The organism is Streptomyces sp. GESEQ-4 (assembly GCF_017948455.1).
Lineage (GTDB): Bacteria > Actinomycetota > Actinomycetes > Streptomycetales > Streptomycetaceae > Streptomyces.
Genome location: NZ_JAFFSU010000019.1, coordinates 142,184 through 159,042 on the forward strand (window position 1 = coordinate 142,184; position 16,859 = coordinate 159,042).

18 protein-coding genes are annotated in these 16,859 nt (G+C 70.5%); 12 read left to right on the top strand and 6 right to left on the bottom strand.

Going from position 1 to position 16,859, the window contains the following annotated elements:
- Window positions 1–11 precede the first annotated feature (11 nt).
- From KCH48_RS30575 to KCH48_RS30590, 4 genes are all read left to right on the top strand, one after another.
- Window positions 12–758, top strand: coding sequence for an RDD family protein (locus KCH48_RS30575; protein WP_210578223.1), 747 nt, complete (start codon window positions 12–14; stop codon window positions 756–758).
- Window positions 759–900: 142 nt separating this feature from the next.
- Window positions 901–1,647 carry an FHA domain-containing protein gene (locus KCH48_RS30580; RefSeq protein ID WP_210578225.1) on the top strand — a complete coding sequence of 249 codons (747 nt, stop codon included), beginning with the start codon at window positions 901–903 and terminating at the stop codon, window positions 1,645–1,647.
- Entirely contained in the window at window positions 1,644–3,212 is a 1,569-nt protein-coding gene (locus tag KCH48_RS30585) for a protein kinase (protein WP_210578226.1), read from the top strand. The genes KCH48_RS30580 and KCH48_RS30585 overlap by 4 nt, the downstream gene beginning before the upstream one ends.
- 97 nt (window positions 3,213–3,309) lie before the next feature.
- Window positions 3,310–3,696, top strand: coding sequence for a peptidase inhibitor family I36 protein (locus KCH48_RS30590; RefSeq protein WP_210578228.1), 387 nt, complete (start codon window positions 3,310–3,312; stop codon window positions 3,694–3,696).
- Window positions 3,697–3,882: 186 nt separating this feature from the next.
- Here the strand turns inward: KCH48_RS30590 and KCH48_RS30595 are convergent, their stop codons facing one another.
- Complete coding sequence (locus KCH48_RS30595; RefSeq protein ID WP_210578230.1) at window positions 3,883–4,893, bottom strand: helix-turn-helix domain-containing protein; 1,011 nt, start codon at window positions 4,891–4,893, stop codon at window positions 3,883–3,885.
- Between the two features lie 196 nt (window positions 4,894–5,089).
- Here KCH48_RS30595 and KCH48_RS30600 point away from each other — a divergent pair, with 196 nt between their 5' ends.
- Both KCH48_RS30600 and KCH48_RS30605 read left to right on the top strand, forming a co-directional pair.
- Window positions 5,090–5,830, top strand: coding sequence for an FHA domain-containing protein (locus tag KCH48_RS30600; protein WP_210578299.1), 741 nt, complete (start codon window positions 5,090–5,092; stop codon window positions 5,828–5,830).
- Complete coding sequence (locus KCH48_RS30605; RefSeq protein WP_210578232.1) at window positions 5,827–7,179, top strand: serine/threonine-protein kinase; 1,353 nt, start codon at window positions 5,827–5,829, stop codon at window positions 7,177–7,179. The genes KCH48_RS30600 and KCH48_RS30605 overlap by 4 nt, the downstream gene beginning before the upstream one ends.
- 61 nt (window positions 7,180–7,240) lie before the next feature.
- Here KCH48_RS30605 and KCH48_RS30610 read toward each other — a convergent pair whose 3' ends face one another.
- Window positions 7,241–8,404 (bottom strand): hypothetical protein, encoded by a 1,164-nt coding sequence (locus KCH48_RS30610; RefSeq protein ID WP_210578234.1) that lies wholly within the window; start codon window positions 8,402–8,404, stop codon window positions 7,241–7,243.
- A gap of 178 nt (window positions 8,405–8,582) precedes the next feature.
- Between KCH48_RS30610 and KCH48_RS30615 the strand changes: the two genes are divergently transcribed.
- The gene (locus KCH48_RS30615; protein WP_210578236.1) at window positions 8,583–8,951 is read left to right on the top strand and encodes an ATP-binding protein; all 369 of its coding nucleotides are present in this window, start codon (window positions 8,583–8,585) and stop codon (window positions 8,949–8,951) included.
- A gap of 55 nt (window positions 8,952–9,006) precedes the next feature.
- On the opposite strand, the gene KCH48_RS30620 is transcribed toward KCH48_RS30615, so the two are convergent.
- Entirely contained in the window at window positions 9,007–9,360 is a 354-nt protein-coding gene (locus KCH48_RS30620) for a hypothetical protein (RefSeq protein ID WP_210578244.1), read from the bottom strand.
- A 159-nt stretch (window positions 9,361–9,519) separates the two neighbouring features.
- Here KCH48_RS30620 and KCH48_RS30625 point away from each other — a divergent pair, with 159 nt between their 5' ends.
- From KCH48_RS30625 to KCH48_RS30640, 4 genes are all read left to right on the top strand, one after another.
- A complete protein-coding gene (locus KCH48_RS30625; protein WP_210578246.1) occupies window positions 9,520–9,837 on the top strand; it encodes a peptidoglycan-binding protein in 318 nt (105 codons plus the stop codon).
- A 17-nt stretch (window positions 9,838–9,854) separates the two neighbouring features.
- Entirely contained in the window at window positions 9,855–10,289 is a 435-nt protein-coding gene (locus KCH48_RS30630; RefSeq protein WP_210578248.1) for a peptidoglycan-binding protein, read from the top strand.
- A 10-nt stretch (window positions 10,290–10,299) separates the two neighbouring features.
- Window positions 10,300–10,857 carry a hypothetical protein gene (locus tag KCH48_RS30635; protein ID WP_210578250.1) on the top strand — a complete coding sequence of 186 codons (558 nt, stop codon included), beginning with the start codon at window positions 10,300–10,302 and terminating at the stop codon, window positions 10,855–10,857.
- A 115-nt stretch (window positions 10,858–10,972) separates the two neighbouring features.
- Entirely contained in the window at window positions 10,973–12,766 is a 1,794-nt protein-coding gene (locus tag KCH48_RS30640; protein ID WP_210578252.1) for a serine/threonine-protein kinase, read from the top strand.
- A gap of 35 nt (window positions 12,767–12,801) precedes the next feature.
- Here the strand turns inward: KCH48_RS30640 and purH are convergent, their stop codons facing one another.
- Together purH and purN are read right to left on the bottom strand one after the other, a co-directional pair.
- On the bottom strand, window positions 12,802–14,373 hold the full coding sequence (purH, locus tag KCH48_RS30645) for a bifunctional phosphoribosylaminoimidazolecarboxamide formyltransferase/IMP cyclohydrolase (protein ID WP_374104730.1): 1,572 nt from the start codon (window positions 14,371–14,373) through the stop codon (window positions 12,802–12,804).
- Complete coding sequence (gene purN, locus KCH48_RS30650; protein ID WP_210578254.1) at window positions 14,370–14,999, bottom strand: phosphoribosylglycinamide formyltransferase; 630 nt, start codon at window positions 14,997–14,999, stop codon at window positions 14,370–14,372. The genes purH and purN overlap by 4 nt, the downstream gene beginning before the upstream one ends.
- A 366-nt stretch (window positions 15,000–15,365) precedes the next feature.
- Between purN and KCH48_RS30655 the strand changes: the two genes are divergently transcribed.
- Complete coding sequence (locus KCH48_RS30655; RefSeq protein ID WP_210578256.1) at window positions 15,366–16,181, top strand: hypothetical protein; 816 nt, start codon at window positions 15,366–15,368, stop codon at window positions 16,179–16,181.
- Between the two features lie 409 nt (window positions 16,182–16,590).
- Here KCH48_RS30655 and KCH48_RS30660 read toward each other — a convergent pair whose 3' ends face one another.
- On the bottom strand, window positions 16,591–16,782 hold the full coding sequence (locus KCH48_RS30660) for a hypothetical protein (RefSeq protein ID WP_210578258.1): 192 nt from the start codon (window positions 16,780–16,782) through the stop codon (window positions 16,591–16,593).
- Window positions 16,783–16,859: the final 77 nt, after the last annotated feature.

Consider the following 16,859-nt stretch of genomic DNA (forward strand, 5'->3'; position numbering starts at 1 on the left):
GAGGAACCCAGATGAGTTTCGGCTCGCCCAACAATCCCTACGGTCAGCCACAGAACCCGCAGCAGCCTCAGCAGCCGCAACAGCCGCAGCAGCAGCCCGGGTACGGTTATCCCCAGCAGGGTCAGCCCGGCTACGGCTATCCCCAGGCACCGCAGGCGCCGCAGGGCTACCCGCAGGCACCGCACGGCGGTGTCCCTCCGCAGGGCGGCTACGGCTACCCCCAGTACCCGGGCGGCGCCGGTATGCCGGGTGCTCCCGGCGGTCCGGGTTATCCGCAGGTCGCGTCGATGGGCCGCCGGTTCGGTGCGCGCCTGCTCGACGCCCTGATCATCGGCGTGCTCTACGGCATCCTCACGTTCGCGGGTATCGCCGGTTCCGTCGGCGCCGCCCAGGACTGCGACCCGAACGCGGTCGACTACAACAGCTGCATCAACGACGCCTCCTCGGACATCGTGGCGTCGCTGGGCGCGGTGTTCGGCGTGCTGGCCATCGCGAGCCTGCTCTACGAGTGGCTGATGGTCGGCCTGATGGGCGCCACCCTGGGCAAGCTCGCCGTCGGCATCCGCGTGCTGAAGGCCGACACCGGCCAGAAGCCCGGCCTTGGCTCCTCCTTCATCCGCTGGATCATCCCGCTCGTCGGCAGCTTCGCCTGCGGTATCGGCCAGCTCGTGGTCTACCTGTCCCCGTTCTGGGACAAGTCGGGCCGCCAGCAGGGCTGGCACGACAAGGCGGCCGGCACGATGGTCGTCCAGAACTGACGCCTTGGACTGACGCCTTCAGAACTGACGCTTTCGCGCCAATCATGTGGCAGGGCCGTGCCTCACCCGTCCAGGGGAAGGCACGGCCCTGCCGCGTCGCCCTACTCTGAACCCGTAGCCGCCAGGCACGGGGAGACGCACCTTGTACAGCATCATCGTGGTACCGCCGCCGAGCGCGGCGGACCAGCCCGACCGCCCTCAGCTCCGACTCGCCCCGGGTGAACGGCTCACCTTCGGGCGCGGCGCCGACAACGACCTGGAGATCGCCCACGACGGCGTTTCGCGCAGAGCGGGCGCCATCGCCGCGCAGGGCGCCTTCTGGGTGCTGAGCAACCTCAGTTCGCGTCAGACGTACGTCGTGGAGAACCCGGAGGGCGCCGGCGAGCACATCAAGGTGGGACCCGGGCGACTGGACGCGCCCGTCCCCTTCGAGTTCTCGCGGATCGTGCTGCCCGCGGCCGGCGATCTGCTGCCGGTCGAGGTGTGGGCGCCGCGCCACGACTACCTCAGCACCGCGGGAGGCCTGGACGGCGCGACCACCGCCCCGGCGTTCTCCGTCGACCGCACCAAGCGCTACTTCGCGGTCCTCGCGGCCCTGTGCGAACCCCGCCTGCGCGGCGAACCGCACGCCCCGCTGCCCACGATGGACCAGGTCGTCGAACGACTGCGCCCCAACTGGCCCGCTGCGTCCCGCACTTCGGTGCAGTGGAACATCGACTACCTGGCCGTGAAGCTGCGCCTGAAGCCCGGCCCGGACACGGCGGACACGGGCCCGCGCCTCAACGGCAAGAAGGAGTCCCTGGTCTCCCTCGCCCTCCGCTTCGACCTCGTCCGCGAGGACGACCTCGTGGTCCTGTCCGCCCCGTCCCCCGGCCGGGTGGCTCCGTGACCGAGCCGTACGCCGTGCCGGTGCCGAAGGGCTACCGGGCGGGCCCGTGGGAGGTGCGGGCGCCGATCGCGACGGGGGCGTTCGGGAGTGTCTACGAGGCGCGGCGGGCCGGCCCCGACACCGGTGCCGATCTGCCCCGCACGGCCGCCCTGAAGTTCCTGCCCACCGGCACCGGCACCCCGCGCCAACTCGCCCATCTGCGCGAACTGATCGAGCGCGAGGTCGAGTTGCACCGCAGGCTGAAGCAGCCGCGGCTGATCCGGATGTACGACACCTTCACCGTCGACGATCCGGCCGTACCCGCGCTCGACGGCGCCACCGTCCTCGTACTGGAGAAGGCGGAGGGGTCGCTGTCGGCCCTGCTCGCGGCGGACCCCCGCCCGGCCGCCGGGCCCGCCCTGCTGGCGCAGATCTGCGAGGGCCTGGCGCAGTTGCACCACGCCGGATGGGTGCACGGAGATCTGAAGCCGGCCAACGTCCTGCTGATGCGGGACGGTTCGGCCCGCCTCGCCGACTTCAACATGGCGGCGGAGCTGGAGGGCACGCACGCGTACACGCCCGCCTTCTCCACCCCCGACTACACCCCACCCGAGCTGCTCTGGTCGGAGATCGGCGAACGGGGCCGCCGTATCCGCCCGTCGGCCGACGTCTGGGCCTTCGGTGTGCTGGCACATCTGGTCCTGACCGGCTCCTTCCCGCTGCCCGGCGGCACCCCGACGGCCCGCCGCGACGCGGCCGCCGCCTACGCCCGCGGCACCGACGAACTGCGTCTGTCGCCCCAACTCCCGGATTCCTGGCGGGAGATCGTGCGGGAATGCCTGACCCGGACACACGCCGACCGGATCGGCACGGACGCGTTGCTGCGCCGCGTCGAGACCGCCGCGGGCACCACCCGCTCCCCCCGCCTGCCCCGCGCCCTCCACCCCGGCCGCCGCTCCCGCCGTACGACCGCCCTGGCCGCCGCGATCGCCACCGTCGGCGTGGCGGCGCTCGGTTACGGCATCAGCAGCTGGGCGGACGGGGGCGATACCCCGGACGACGAGCCCCAGAAGGTCACGGCCGCCACCTACGGCGCCGCGGAACTCCGTACGGACAAAGGCGTCCCGGTCGCCTACCGCCGCCTGATCGTCGACTCCGCCCACGACTGCGTGCAGCCGGAGGTCACCCCGGCGCTGATCGCCGCGGTGCTGAAGGCGGAGAGCAACTTCGACCCGAACCTCTCCGATCCGAGCGCGGGCGGGGAGGGCGAGTACGGCATCGCCCGCTGGACACCCAGCATCCTGCGCTGGTGGATCAACGCGGACGGCGTCCCGCCGAAGGAGACCCCCAGACCTCCCCTCACCCCCGCCGAGTCGATCCCGGCCGTGGGCCGCTATCTCTGCTTCATGGAACCCCGCCTCAAGCCGTCCGGCCTGTCCGGCGACCGCCAGGTCCTGCTGGCCGCCGCCTACCGGACGTCGACCAAGGTGGTGAACAACGCGGGCGGTGTTCCCCCGAAGTACCGCGACTACGCCGCCCGCGTCGCCCACTACCTCAAGGAGTACACGCCGCCGGGCAAGAAGTGACCCTGAGAGTTCCGAGGTACCTCTCCCTGTCCCTGCCGCGCGAGGGTGAGGACGTCCGCCTACGGGGGTGGGTGAACGTCTCAGGGAAGGACACACCATGAAGAAGTCAATCGGGTTCAAGCGGGTGACCGCCGCTGCCGCCGCGCTCGCCGCGGTCGGGCTGCTGTCGGCCGGCGCCGGCACCGCATCCGCCGACGCGTCGTCCGACTCGTCCACCGGCGATGCCCGTCTGGCGGCCGCCAGCTGGCACGCCTTCGCCGAGGACAGCTTCGAGGGTCTGGACGGCTGGTTCTCCGGAGAAACGGGGGCGTGCACCTACGTCGGCGACAACTGGAACGACAACATCCGATCCGCCCGCACCGAGAGCAGCGCCAGGGTGGAGCTGTGGGAGCACGCCGACTGCACCGGGTGGTCGATCACCATCGACGACACCGGCTACGGCGACATCGGCCCGTGGGTCAGCGCCTACCGCGTCACCACGTAAGCGCTCCGCTGGGTGTGCCGTGATGTGCCGTCGTTCGACCGCGGCGCCATCGTGGCTGGTCGCGCAGTTCCCCGCGCCCCTTTGGGGCGCGGCCGAACCGTAGCGGACTTCGCCCTGCGGCCTCCGGTCCCCTCGGGGGAGGGCCGGAGGCCGTTCTACGTCATGGTGCGCCTTGCCGCCCTGCGATCAGCCGGACGTCCGCTGTGTGGCGGCGCGCAGCAGGGAGGCCCCCGCGGGCGTGAGGGTGTGCAGCACGGTCGGCCCGATCCGGATGGTGGTGATGAGGCCCGCGTCGCGCAACACGGTGGCGTGTCTGCTGGCGGAGGATGCCGAGACTCCGGCGGCGCGGGCGATCTCGCCGGTCGTGGCACCGGTGGACGCGGCGCGCAGGGCGACCGCACGGGCACGCCCGAGGAGGGAGGTCAAGGGCGCGTCGAAAGCGTCGGCTCCGTGTGGGGTATCCGGAGAGCTCGGCTCATGCAGCAGCGAGTACCGGAGCACGGGCGGCAGTTCCGGATCGGCGAAAGCGACCGGCTCACCCCAGTTGAAGTACGAGGGGACGAGGGTCAGCCCACGTCCGTTCAGATACAGGTCCCGGTCCTCGACCTGCTTGGGGTAGACGACCTCCAGGACGGGAGGGCGCCAGCGCAGCATGGGCCCGAGTCCCGCGAGCATGCCGTCGACTCCGCCGTCCAGGAGCCCACGGGCCCGCGCCGCCCGTTCAGCCTCGATCCGGGCCTGTGCCTGTTCCTCGTACGGGGCGATGACCGCGCCGTAGTACGCGCGCAGCATCCCCGCGAACTCCTTGCGCGCTGCCGGCCCGGCCAGTTGTCCGGCCCACGCGGGGGCTCCGACGGTCCGGTCGAGGATGGCCATCTCATCCAGGACCTGTTGCGGAGGCGTGGCCAGAATTGATTCCAGTCCGGCATCCAGGTCGCCCCCCGCCTCGGCGGGAGTCAGAAAGTCCGGAAAGTACGCGGCCCTTGGATACATGGGCAGGAGAACGCTCCGCAGGACACGCTCCAGCCCCTTCTCCCGCAGCTGCTGCCGTGCCGTCCGGTACCACCCGGCGAAGGCCCACCGCCCTCTCCGTGACTGCAATCGGTGCAGACTCGCGGCGATCTCCGAGAGCGGATCAGGCGCCGCGGCGAGTGTGGTCCTCGCCAGATCGGCATCGTCGAAATGAATGCGGAGCATGTCGCTTCCCCCGTTGAGCTCGGCTTTTGCTCTACAGCGCAACAGCATTGGTTCGGCACGGTCGGCTGGGAGATCGTAGGCAGCGGAGATCAAGACGTAATAAACGGGGGCTCAACGGGCATGAGGCGCATGTTTATTTCCGCCTGCGCCCGTGTCGCGATCGCCCCTCATGGAATCGGGGGACGAGTCCATGTCCATGCACAGCGTCATCGTCGTGCCGCCGGAGTGCGGCCATGTGAACGACCAGGTCAGGATCGCTACGGGCGAGCGCATCACGTTCGGCAGGGCCGAGAGCGACGACGGCCTCACCCTCGCACATGAAGGGGTGCCCCGGGTCGCGGGGGAGATCGAGGCGCTCCGGAACTTCTGGCTGCTGAGCAACCTCAGCGAGGACCAGACGTACGTGGTGGAGAACCCGGAGGGCGCGGGCGAGCACATCAAGGTCACGCCGGGCCGGCTGGACGCGCCTGTGCCGTTCGAGTTCTCGCGCGTGGTCCTGCCCGCCGCAGGAGATCTGCTCGCGTTCGACGTCTGGGCGCCGCGCCACTCCTTCCGCAGCGTGACCCGCCAAGATCTGTCCGGAGCCCTGACCGCCCCGGCGTTCGCCCTCGACCGCACCAAGCGCTACTTCGCGGTGCTGGCCGCCCTGTGCGAACCCCGCCTGCGCGGCGAACTGCACGTCCCGCTGCCGGCGGTGGAGCAGCTGGTGGAACGCCTGCGTCCCACCTGGCCGACGGTCAGCCGCTCGTCCGTCTACTGGAACATCGACTACCTCGCCCTGAAACTGCGCCTGCGCCCCGGCCCCGACACCGCCGAGCCCGGCCAGCGCGTCAACGGCAAGAAGGAGTCGCTGGTCTCGCTCGCCCTCCGCTTCGACCTCGTCCGCGAGGACGACCTCGCCATGCTCAGCGTGGCCCCGCGCGAGGTGGTCCGATGACCAGGCAGTCGTCCATCGTCACCGTCCCGATGGGGTACCGGGTCGGCCACTGGGAGGTGCGTGAACCGCTTGCTTCCGGTGCGTTCGCCACCGTCTACGCGGCCCGGCTCGCCGGGGGGCGGAATCCGCAGCTGCCCCGCGAGGCGGCGCTCAAGTTCCTTCCCACCGGCACCCGCACTCCGCGTCAGCTGCACCACCTGCGCGAACTGGCCGATCGGGAGGTGGAGTTGCTGCGGAAGCTGCGCGCACCTCGCTTGATCCGCATGTACGACACGATGACGGTCGACGCCCCGGAACACCCGGAGCTGGACGGCGCCACCGTGCTGGTCCTGGAGCGGGCCGAGAGATCGCTGGACGCGGTACTGGAGCAGGCACCGAAGCCGGAGGCGGGACCCGCCCTGCTCGCGCAGATCTGCGAGGGTCTGCACCAGCTGCATCACGCCGGCTGGGTGCACGGCGACCTGAAGCCGGCCAACGTCCTGCTGATGAAGGACGGTTCGGTACGGCTGGCCGACTTCAACACGGCCGCCGAAATGGAAGGCACCCACGCCTATGCGCCGGCGTTCGCCACACCGGACTACACCCCACCGGAACTCCTCTGGCCCGAGATCGACGAGCGCGGCACACAGATCCGCCCCTCCGCGGACATCTGGGCCTTCGGCGTCCTCGCCCACGTCGTCCTTGCAAGCTCCTTCGCACTGCCGGGCGGCAGCACGGAGGCACGCACCGACGCGGCGATGCGCTACGCACGCGGCACCGGGGAGCTGCGCCTCTCACCCGAACTCCCCGACGGCTGGCGGGAGATCGTCCAGGACTGTCTGGCTTCCACGCACGCGGAGCGCATCAGTCGCGTCCCCGATACCGCCACGCTGCTGCGCCGGGTGGAGGAGGCGGCCGGCACGGCCCGCTCGGCCCGGCTGCCCCGACTGCGGCCGCGCCGGTGGCGGCGTCCGGTACTGGTCGGGGCGGTCGTGGCAGCGGCAGTACTCGGCCCGACGGCAGTGACGTACGGCCTGCAGGTCGACGTCCCGGCCGCCGCGGCGCCGCCCAGCTGCTCGAAGCCCACGGTGTACGAGGACACCAGGTACGGCAACGGCTATACCGCGGGCTGGAACAGCACATGGGACTTCACCATCGCGCAGGGCGACGGCGGCAGTCAGGTCAGAGAACTCCAGTGCCTGCTCCGGCATCTGCACGGCATCACCGAAGTCGGCGAGGTGGACGGCGACTTCGGCCCCCTGACCCATGGGGCCGTGGTGACCTTCCAGAAGCGGGCGGGGCTGGACGCGGACGGGGCCGTGGGGGCAATGACGTGGAGCGCGCTGCGGAAGGCACCAACGAACGGGTGAGCTGGATGTGCTGTCGCATGAGGTTGGTGGCGTTGCCTGGACGGTGGGTCGGCCCTCGGGGTCAGCCGCCGGTGGAGTAGGAGGCGATGACGCCGCGCAGGAAGGTCGTGCCGTCGCTGAGCTCGACGCTCACATTGCCGGACGCCCAGATCTCGTGAGTGCCGGGGACGAGTTGGAGGTCGCTTATTTGGAAGCGCTGGTGCCGGTCCGCCTTGGTGATCTTTCCGGAGCGGCCGGCGACCGGCTTCGGCTGCTTGATCGTGTGCAGTGTGCCGTCGTCGGTGTGGTGGAGCCCGCCGCTCAGGACGAACCCACCCGCACCGTCAGGGGTCCCCGACGTCCCGAGTTCGGGTTGGCTGCGCAGCGTGGTGTCGATGGCCTTCGGGGCCTTCCGCCAGCGCTTGCCGTCCCAGTGCAGGGCGAACGCCATCTCGCGTACCTCGGCGCCGTCCGTCCAGTACTCGGGCGAACCGAACGCCCAGACGTCGTCCCGGGAAACGGCCACGACGTCGGACAGCGACGCGTCCCCGTCCACCGGCCTGGGAAGACGGAGCTCGGGCGTGGGGACCGACCGCCACTTCTTCCCGTCGAAGTGCATGGTCGCAGGTCGGTCGTCGTGGGAGCCCACCGCCCAGATGTCGTCCGGGCCGGTCGCGGACAGTGCCACGGCCTCGCCGGGCAGATCGTGGACGGTCCAGCGCTCGCCGTCCCAATGGTGCAGCCCGACCGCGCGGTTCGCGTCCAGCGCCCACACGTCGTCGGGCGCCAGGACGGCGACGTCCCACACTCTGAAGTCGACGGAGGTCGTACGCCACCTGCGGCCGTCCCAGCGCGCTGCCGTCGGCTCTCCTACGGACCCGCCGACGCTGTCCGTGATCTGACTGGCAAACAGCCATACGTTGTCGGGGCTGGAGGCGTCCAGGTGCATGTAGTCGTTGTCGAACTCCGCCCCCTTCACCGGCTGCAGCGGCATCTCGGCACGTTTCCAGGCGGTGCCGTGGCGGTGCAGCAGGAAGAACTCGCCGAAGCCGTCGTCCGGTATGTCCTGGCCCACGGCCCAGCCCTCGTCCCGGGACGCGGCAGCGATGTCGGTCACGCTCGTGTCACGGGTGGACGTAGTGGCGTAGTCGAGTTGCCAGCGTGCCGAGCGCGGCTTGGTGTCGTCGTCCCTGCCTCCGCTGTCGCAACAGGTCACGATCAGCAGCGCCGCCGCTGCCACCGCCATGCGGCGCAGCAGACCTGTTCCGGCACCGCGCCGGATTGCCTGCGGTCCTGAGCACATGTCGCGAGCGTAGGGATCCGGCTCCGGGAGGGGTCCCCACGCGCCCCCTCATCGCACTCGGCAACTGCAACCAGGCCACCGCCCGCGCCCTGATCACCGCCCTGCGCAAGGCGGCCGGCCAGTGAACGAACCCCTCGCCCTCGAACTGCTCGCCCTCCCCAAGGCCGTACCGGAGGTCCGCCGCGCCGTACGCGAGCACCTGGGCGCACCCTGCCCCGAACTCCAGCTCTGCGTCAGCGAGCTGCTGACCAACGTGATCAACCACGTCGGCGAGGGCACCCCGGTGACCGTCCGCCTGCTCCTCACTCCGGACGGCCGTACCCGCCTGGAGGTCACCGACCCGGACCCGCACGCGTGGCTCATCGCGCGCCATCCCAGCGAGGACGACGAGACCGGTCGCGGCCTCCTGCTCCTCGACGCGATGACCCGGCGCTGGGGCGTGTGGCTGACACCGGCCGGCAAGACGGTGTGGTGCGAACTGCACACATGACGAACGGGCGCCTCCCGCCAGGGAAGCGCCCGTTCGGTCCGGGACCGGATGAGTCTTACGGATAAAGGGTGTAGATGTTGGCGGTACTGCAATTGCAGTCCTTGTGCTGCGAGGCCTCGATCTCGTACACGGGGCTGAGCCTCTTGGCCGTCCCACTGCTGCTGGCCCAGGTGCCCCAGCTCCCCTGCACCTTGATCCGCACGTAGGCGAGGCCGGCGCAATCACCACTGTTCCTCTTGGTGGTGGCCTCGTGATCGCTGACCTTCGCGGTGTACGTACGGGTGTCACCGCCGCAGTACCGCGTCCAGGTCTTGCTGTCGGCGGCGGTCGCGGGCGCGGCCGCGAACATCGTCACAGTCACCGCAGCGACAGCCATGGCCGCCCCGTACTTGACTCGGCTCAGTGTCATTAGTCCTCCCCGTTTCAGTAAACGAACAGGCATCAGCCTGGAGAACATCCGTCGCCCGCGGTACCTGGAACTATTCAGGTACCTCCCAGCCGCCGCCCTCGCCCACCATGGCCACGCCACAACGCGAGGCACCGCAAGGCAAGGAACGGGGGATCACACATGAAGCACTTCCGCGGCACCCGCACGACAGCAGGCGCCGTCGCCGGTCTGACGGCCAACATGGACTGCACGATGGGCAGCGGTGCGCAGAGCGCCTCCGTCGCCATGCTCCAGCGCTCGCTGAACATCTGTTACAGCGACGACCTGGACTTCAATCTGAAGGTCGACGGGATCTTCGGCACCAACACGAAGAACGCCCTCGCAGCCGCCCAGCGCACCGAGGAGATCGAGGGCGACGGCATCTACGGCAAGGACAGCCGCACCCACCTGAAGTGGGAGTTCACCCGCGGCACCACGACGCGCTGCGCGCGGATCTGACGGGAAACGAGGAGACCATGAAGAAGTCCCGCATGCTGCGCGCCAAGGCGGGTGTGGCGTCCGGCGCGATGCTGCTGGCCGGTCTCGGTGTGGCCGGTACCGCCGGCCAGGCCAACGCCGCCACCTCCTGGTGCAACAAGACGCTCGGCCGTTTCATCAACGGCGGAAACGGCCACGAGCTGGCCAACATCCCCGCCTACGGCAGCACCGTCAACTGCATCACCGCGCGCGGTGCCTCCGGCTCCCACGTGGAGGCGATCCAGAAGGCGCTTCGGCACTGCCACAAGCGGACCAATGTGGAGGTCGACGGCCACTTCGGACGGATCACCGAGGAAGAGCTGGAGATCGTGCAGGCCCGTCTGGGCCTTGAGGACGACGGCGTCTACGGCCCCAACACCCGCGACAAGCTGAAGTGGCAGAGCACCACCGGCCACTGCGACACCCTGCCGTAAAGGGAGAGACATGATGCTGATCCCCACCCGACGGGCGGGACTGAGCGCCGTGATCGCCGCCGTGGTCACCGGGGCGCTCGCCGTCAGCGCGGCACCCGCCTCCGCCAACGCCTCCGACGGCTACGTCTCCGGCGCCTACCAGTTCCAGGACGACTTCGGCGACGAGGGGACACTGACCACCAGTTCGTACGCCCACACCAACGCCACGGCTCTCTGGCAGTGGGTTCTGTGGGCGGAGGGCGCCAAGAAGAGCAACGGCGACCCGTTTCGCCAAGCCGACATCGACTGCCGGTTCGGCTCCGACACGAGGTCCGCCACCATCAGCCTGCAGCGCACGCTGGAGCTCGAGGCCATCGACGGCAAGGTCGGCAACGATACCTTCGGCGCGGTCGACAAGAACATCGAGTACGTGTCGACCGACTACGACAGCTCCGCGTACCGGACGAAGCTGCGCTACACCGGCGACGCGAACGCGTTCTTCCTCTACCGAAGCTCGACCGGCGTCTACCGGATCAACATCCCGAACGTCGGCTGGAAGCCCGCGTCCTACACGTACGCCAACTGCTGACACCCGCACGGATTTCACTCCATGCACGTCATGCACGTGCGGAACGGTAGTCTCTCGACCGTCAACTGGCGTGACACAAGGGAACGTTGCGCCAGGCAAAACGGTCGGGGGACCCATGACAGACCAGCCACCCGAGTCGCCGTACACACCCGCGGCCGGCGACACCGCGCTGCAACAGGCGGGTGCGAGGCCGCTGCGAGCCGCCGATCCCGGACGTGTCGGACCGTACGTCCCGCTCGGGCTGCTCGGCAGCGGCGGTATGGGCCACGTCTATCTGGCCCGCCCCGCCGACGACGGCCCGGGGCTCGCCGCCGTCAAGGTGATCCGGCCCGAGTACGCCGAAGACCCTCGGTTCCGGCGTCGTTTCGAGCGCGAGGCCTCCGTGCATGCCCAGGTGCACACTCCGCGCACGCCGGACCTGCTCGGCACCGGGTTCGACGACTCGCTGCTGTGGATGGCCACGCAGTACCTGCCCGGCCTCAACCTCGCCGAAGCCGTCCGCGAGTGCGGTGTGCTGGGGCCGGCCGCGGTGTGGCGGCTGGTCGCCGATCTCGGGCAGGCCCTGTCGGCGATGACCGCCGCCGGGGTCGTACACCGTGATCTCAAGCCGTCCAACGTGCTCCTGTCCCTCCAGGGCGCACATGTCATCGACTTCGGCATCTCGCAGGCCGCGGACAGCAGCGCCATCACCACGACCGGCGCCCGGGTCGGCACCCCGGCCTACATGGCGCCCGAGTATCTGCGCGAGGGCCGCTGCGACACCGCCTCCGATGTCTTCTCGCTCGCGGGGAGCCTTACGTACGCCACCACCGGCAACGCCCCCTTCGGCGACGGAACCGGCGTGGACGTGATGCACCGGGTCGCCTTCGAGGAGCCGAAGCCGGACGTCATGGCCGAACTCGCGGCAGCGGACCCCGCGTTGGCGGAACTCCTGTCGGCCTGTCTCGCCAAGGACCCGGCCGGACGGCCCACCCCCCGGCAGCTGCTCGACGCGGCCACTGCCGCTGGGCACGGCCACGCACACTCCTGGCCGGAGCCCCTGGGCGGCCGGCTGCTCTCCCGGCAACGGGCCTGCGAGGTGCTGGAACAGGTCTCCGCCGAGCAGACCCTCCACTTCCGCGCCCCTGCGGAACGCGCCCCCGCCCCTGCTCCCGGCCCCGCCTTCGGACCTGCGACGCCTCCGGACGGGCACGGCGCGTTCCCACAGACCCCGCTCGCCACCGGGAACGGCGAGAACAGCCCGCGCCGATCACGACGGAAGCCGTACCTCGCCGTCGTCGCGGGCGTCGCCGTCGTCGCCGTGGCCGTCAGTGCCTTCCTGCTCACCCGCTCCGAGCGCGACGAACCGACCTCCGCCTCCCCGACGACCTCCAGCAGCACGGCCTTCGACGACGAGCCGACGTCAGCCTCTCCCACCTCGCCCTCGCCCTCCCCCTCCGAGAAGGAGTCCGGGAAGGAGAAGGAGGAGGGCGAGGACCAACAGGGCATGGGCGGAGCAGCCGACAGCAGCGGCGGCGAAGCGTCCGGAGCCGGCGGCACCACGGGCGGCGCACAACCCACTCTCACCGTCACCGCCGCTCCCGGCGATGGAAGCGGCGGCGGGAGCAGCGGCGACAACGGCGCCGCTCCGACCAAGACCCCCACCAAGCCCGCCGATCCACCGTGGATCACCCAGTGCACGCACTACTCCGGCACCGACCTGACGCAGTACGGCGACAAGAACCGCCGCGTCACACAGGTGCAGTGCATGCTGGAAAAGCGCGGCTACAGCGTCGGCAGCGCGGGCGTGGACGGCCAGTTCGGCGACGGCACCCTGGCCGCGGTCAAGCAGTTCCAGAGCGACAAGGGCCTGGCCGTCGATGGCGAGGTCGGGCCCAATACCTGGGGCGCGCTGCGCAGTTCGACGTAGCGATCGATCCGCGCAGCGCCGCCGGCACTCGTCCGTCAGTGGAAGAAGTGCCGCGTCCCCGTGAAGTACATCGTGATGCCGGCCTTCTGCGCGGCCTCCACGACCTGCTCGTCACGGACGGACCCGCCGGGCTGGACGATGGCCTTGACGCCGGCGGCGCTCAGGACATCGATGTTGTCGGGGAACGGGAAGAACGCGTCCGACGCGACGAACGAACCGTGGGCCCGCTCGGCCCCGGCGCGCTCAACGGCCAGCTTGCAGGAGTCGACCCGGTTCACCTGCCCCATCCCCACGCCGACCGAAGCGCCGTCCTTGGCGAGCAGGATGGCGTTGGACTTCACGGCCCGGCAGGCCCGCCAGGCGAAGGCGAGGTCCGCCAACTCGTCGGCGGACAGGGCCTCGCCGGTCGCCAGGGTCCAGTTCGCGGGGTCGTCGCCCTCGGCCTGGAGTACGTCCTTGACCTGGGCGAGACCGCCGCCGTCGATCGGCTTGAACTCGGCCGGGGGCTGCGGGCCTTCGGGGCAGCGAAGGACGCGGATGTTCTTCTTGCGGGCGAGAATCTCGACCGCGCCGTCCTCGTAGTCCGGGGCGACGATGACCTCGGTGAAGATCTCGGCCACCTGCTCGGCCATCGCCACGGACACCGGACGGTTGACGGCGATCACACCACCGAAGGCGGACAGCGGATCACAGGCGTGCGCCTTACGGTGCGCCTCGGCGACGTCCGCGCCGATCGCGATGCCGCACGGGTTGGCGTGCTTGATGATCGCGACGCAGGGCTCGCTGTGGTCGTACGCGGCCCGGCGCGCGGCATCGGTGTCGGTGAAGTTGTTGTACGACATCTCCTTGCCGTGCAACTGCTCCGCCTCGGCGAGACCGCCGCAGCCTCCCGTGTAGAGGGCGGCGGGCTGGTGCGGGTTCTCGCCGTACCGCAGCACGTTCTTGCGCTCGTACGTGACGCCGATGAAGCCCGGGAACTCCGTACCGTCACCTGCGTAGTCGCCCGCGAACCAGCCCGCGACCGCCACGTCGTACTCGGCGGTGTGCCGGAACGCTTCTGCCGCGAGCCGCTTGCGCGCGGTGAGGTCGAAGCCGCCGTCCGCGACCGCCTTGAGCACGTCGCCGTAGCGGTCGGGGCTGACGACTACCGCCACGGAGGGGTGGTTCTTGGCGGCGGCCCGGACCATGGAGGGACCGCCGATGTCGATCTGCTCGACGCACTCGTCGGGCGAGGCGCCCGAGGCCACGGTCTCGGTGAAGGGGTAGAGGTTCACGACGACGAGATCGAAGGGCTCGACTCCCAGCTCGGTCAGCTGGTTGCGATGGTCCTCGAGCCGGAGATCGGCGAGGATCCCGGCGTGCACGCGCGGGTGCAGCGTCTTGACCCGGCCGTCCAGGCACTCGGGGAACCCGGTGAGTTCCTCGACCTTGGTGACCGGCACGCCTGCGGCGGCGATCCGGCCGGCCGTGGAACCGGTGGAGACGAGTGCGACCCCGGCCTCGTGCAGCCCGCGGGCGAGGTCTTCGAGCCCGGTCTTGTCGTAGACGCTGATGAGCGCACGCTTGATCGGGCGCTGTGTGCCTTCCGTGGTCACTTCGGCGGTCACGGGATAACTACCTTTCGTCCCTCAATGCGATAGCCGTTGCGGGCGAGCCGCCCCACGACCTCGACGAGCATTCTTCGCTCGACTTCCTTGATGCGCTCGTGCAGAGCGCTCTCGTCGTCCTCGTCCCGGACCTCGACCACGCCCTGAGCGATGATCGGCCCGGTGTCGACGCCGTCGTCGACGAAGTGGACGGTGCAGCCGGTGACCTTGGCGCCGTACGCGAGGGTGTCGCGGACGCCGTGGGCGCCGGGGAAACTGGGGAGGAGGGCGGGGTGCGTGTTGACGGTCCGCCCGCCGAAGCGCGCGAGGAATTCCTTCCCCAGGATCTTCATGAACCCGGCCGACACGACGAGGTCGGGCTCGTACGCGGCCACGGCCTCGGTGAGCGCCGCGTCCCACTCCTCACGGGTCCCGTAGTCCTTGACCTTCCGCACAAAGGTCGCCAGCCCGGCACGCTCGGCCCGCGCCAGCCCCTCGATGCCCTCGCGGTCGGCCCCGACGGCGACGACCTCGGCGCCGTACGCCTCGACGCCGGTCTCGGCGATGGCATCGAGCAGCGCCTGCAGATTCGTACCGGATCCGGAGACCAGCACGACAAGGCGCTTGGCCACGGGCTTGGCGGCCACGGTGGGGCCCTTTCTCGGGGGAGCGTTTTCCGTACGGCCGGTGGTATGCACGACACGATGCACGTCAGTGGCTATGTACGTTCATACGAATGCTTCGCGCCCCCGGATACGGGGAAGTCTACGAAGCGGCCGACCGTCAGCAACGATACCGGCACACCGGGCGGCCCCCATGGGACGGGGGCGTGGCCGGAAGGTAGCGTCTGCGAGGAGCGGACCGGGGAACGCGGGCGGTAGGTGGTGCGTTTTACGGAGGGACCGCTCACGCGGACCCGTTCAGCAGTTGTTCAGCACGTCGTTGTTCAGCATGTTGTTGTCAGCACGTCGATGTCAGCACGTCGTTATCACCAAGGGGAAGACGCTCACTTGATGCCGGACCGCAGCCTGCGACTCCTCACGCTCCCCCAGCAGTCGGTGCAGGGAGGGGAGCGCAGCGCCGTGCTGGTTCTGCGGGAGCGCCCCGCCTCGCCGCCCGACGCGCCCTCGGGCCAGCCGAACGGCGAAGGGCAGGGCGGCTCGGCGGGTGAGGACAACCCGTTCGCGCCGCCGCCGGAGGGCACGCCGGACCGCCCGTGGCAGCCGCGGCGCCCGTCGGGCGAGGACTCCTCCGGAGACGGTGACCGTGAGGACGGCTCGCGCTCTCCGTGGGGCAGCCAGTGGAGCGACCGCCAGCCCGGCCGCTCCTCGGGCGGCTTCGGCGACCGTACGGGCGGCCGGGGCGATCAGGGCGGCGGCGACCCGGAAGGCAGCCCCGGCGGCAGCGGCCCCGGCACGAACCTCCGCTGGGACCCGGCGGACCCGGCCCAGCGCCGCGCTCGCTATTCGCTCCTCTCCGGCATGTGGGCCTTCTTCTTCGCCCTCTTCAGCTGGCCGTACGTCGCCCTGCTGCTGGGCGCCCTCTCCCTGTACTGGGGAATCACCGCTCTGCGGACCAAGCCCCGCACCGCCGACCCGGACACCCCGGCCCCCGCCGGCGGCAACGCCCGCCCCCAGACCACGGCCGCGGTGACCGGCCTCGTCACCTCCTCCCTCGCCATCGCCCTCGTCGCCGCGACCTTCACCGCCCAGCTCGTCTACCGCGACTACTACACCTGCGTCAGCGACTCCCTCACCAACGAGGCCAAGCAGTCCTGCAGCCAGCTCCTGCCGGAGGAGCTGCGGGGGGTTCTGGGCACGGAGAACTGAGAGGGAAACCGCCGCTTCGAGGGGGCGGCTTCGGGACGGCTTCCTGAGGCCTGAGGAGGCGCCGGTGACAGCGACAACTGGCCGGTAGGGCTGGAGGCCGAGAGCGGCCATCCCGAACCCCCACCCACCCGGTGGGCGCGCTCGTTTCTCGACGCCGGGAGCGCGGTCCGGCCCGTCGGGGGCGCATCGCTTCTCGGCACCGGTGCGCGCATTCCAGCCCGCCCGGCGCTTGACGACGAGAACGGCCATCCCCAACCCCCACCCACCCGCCGGGGGCACGCACTCCTCGGCACCGGTGCGCACATTCCAGCCCGTCCGGCGTTTGAGGACAAGGCCCGTTCAGGGCCGAAGCGGGGGTCTGGGGGCGCAGCCCCCAGGGATGGGACGGGTAGGGGCGGCGGGGGCGAGTTCAGGCCTCCGGTGACTGCGCGGGCGGCGCCACCTTCCCCAGCTCCTCCTGGCCGCCCTCGTCATCGTCCGACGCCGGTTGCGGATCGACCTCGGCGGGCAGCAGGTCGTACGCCTCCGAGTCATCGTCCGACTCATCTGACTCAAGGGGCTCACTGAAGACGCCCGACGTGACATCCGCCGCGCTCTCCACCTTGCGACTCCCCCGGCACCGCCCCCCCCCCCCCCCCCCCGCCACCACAACCGCCCCCCCCACGATCCACCCCCACC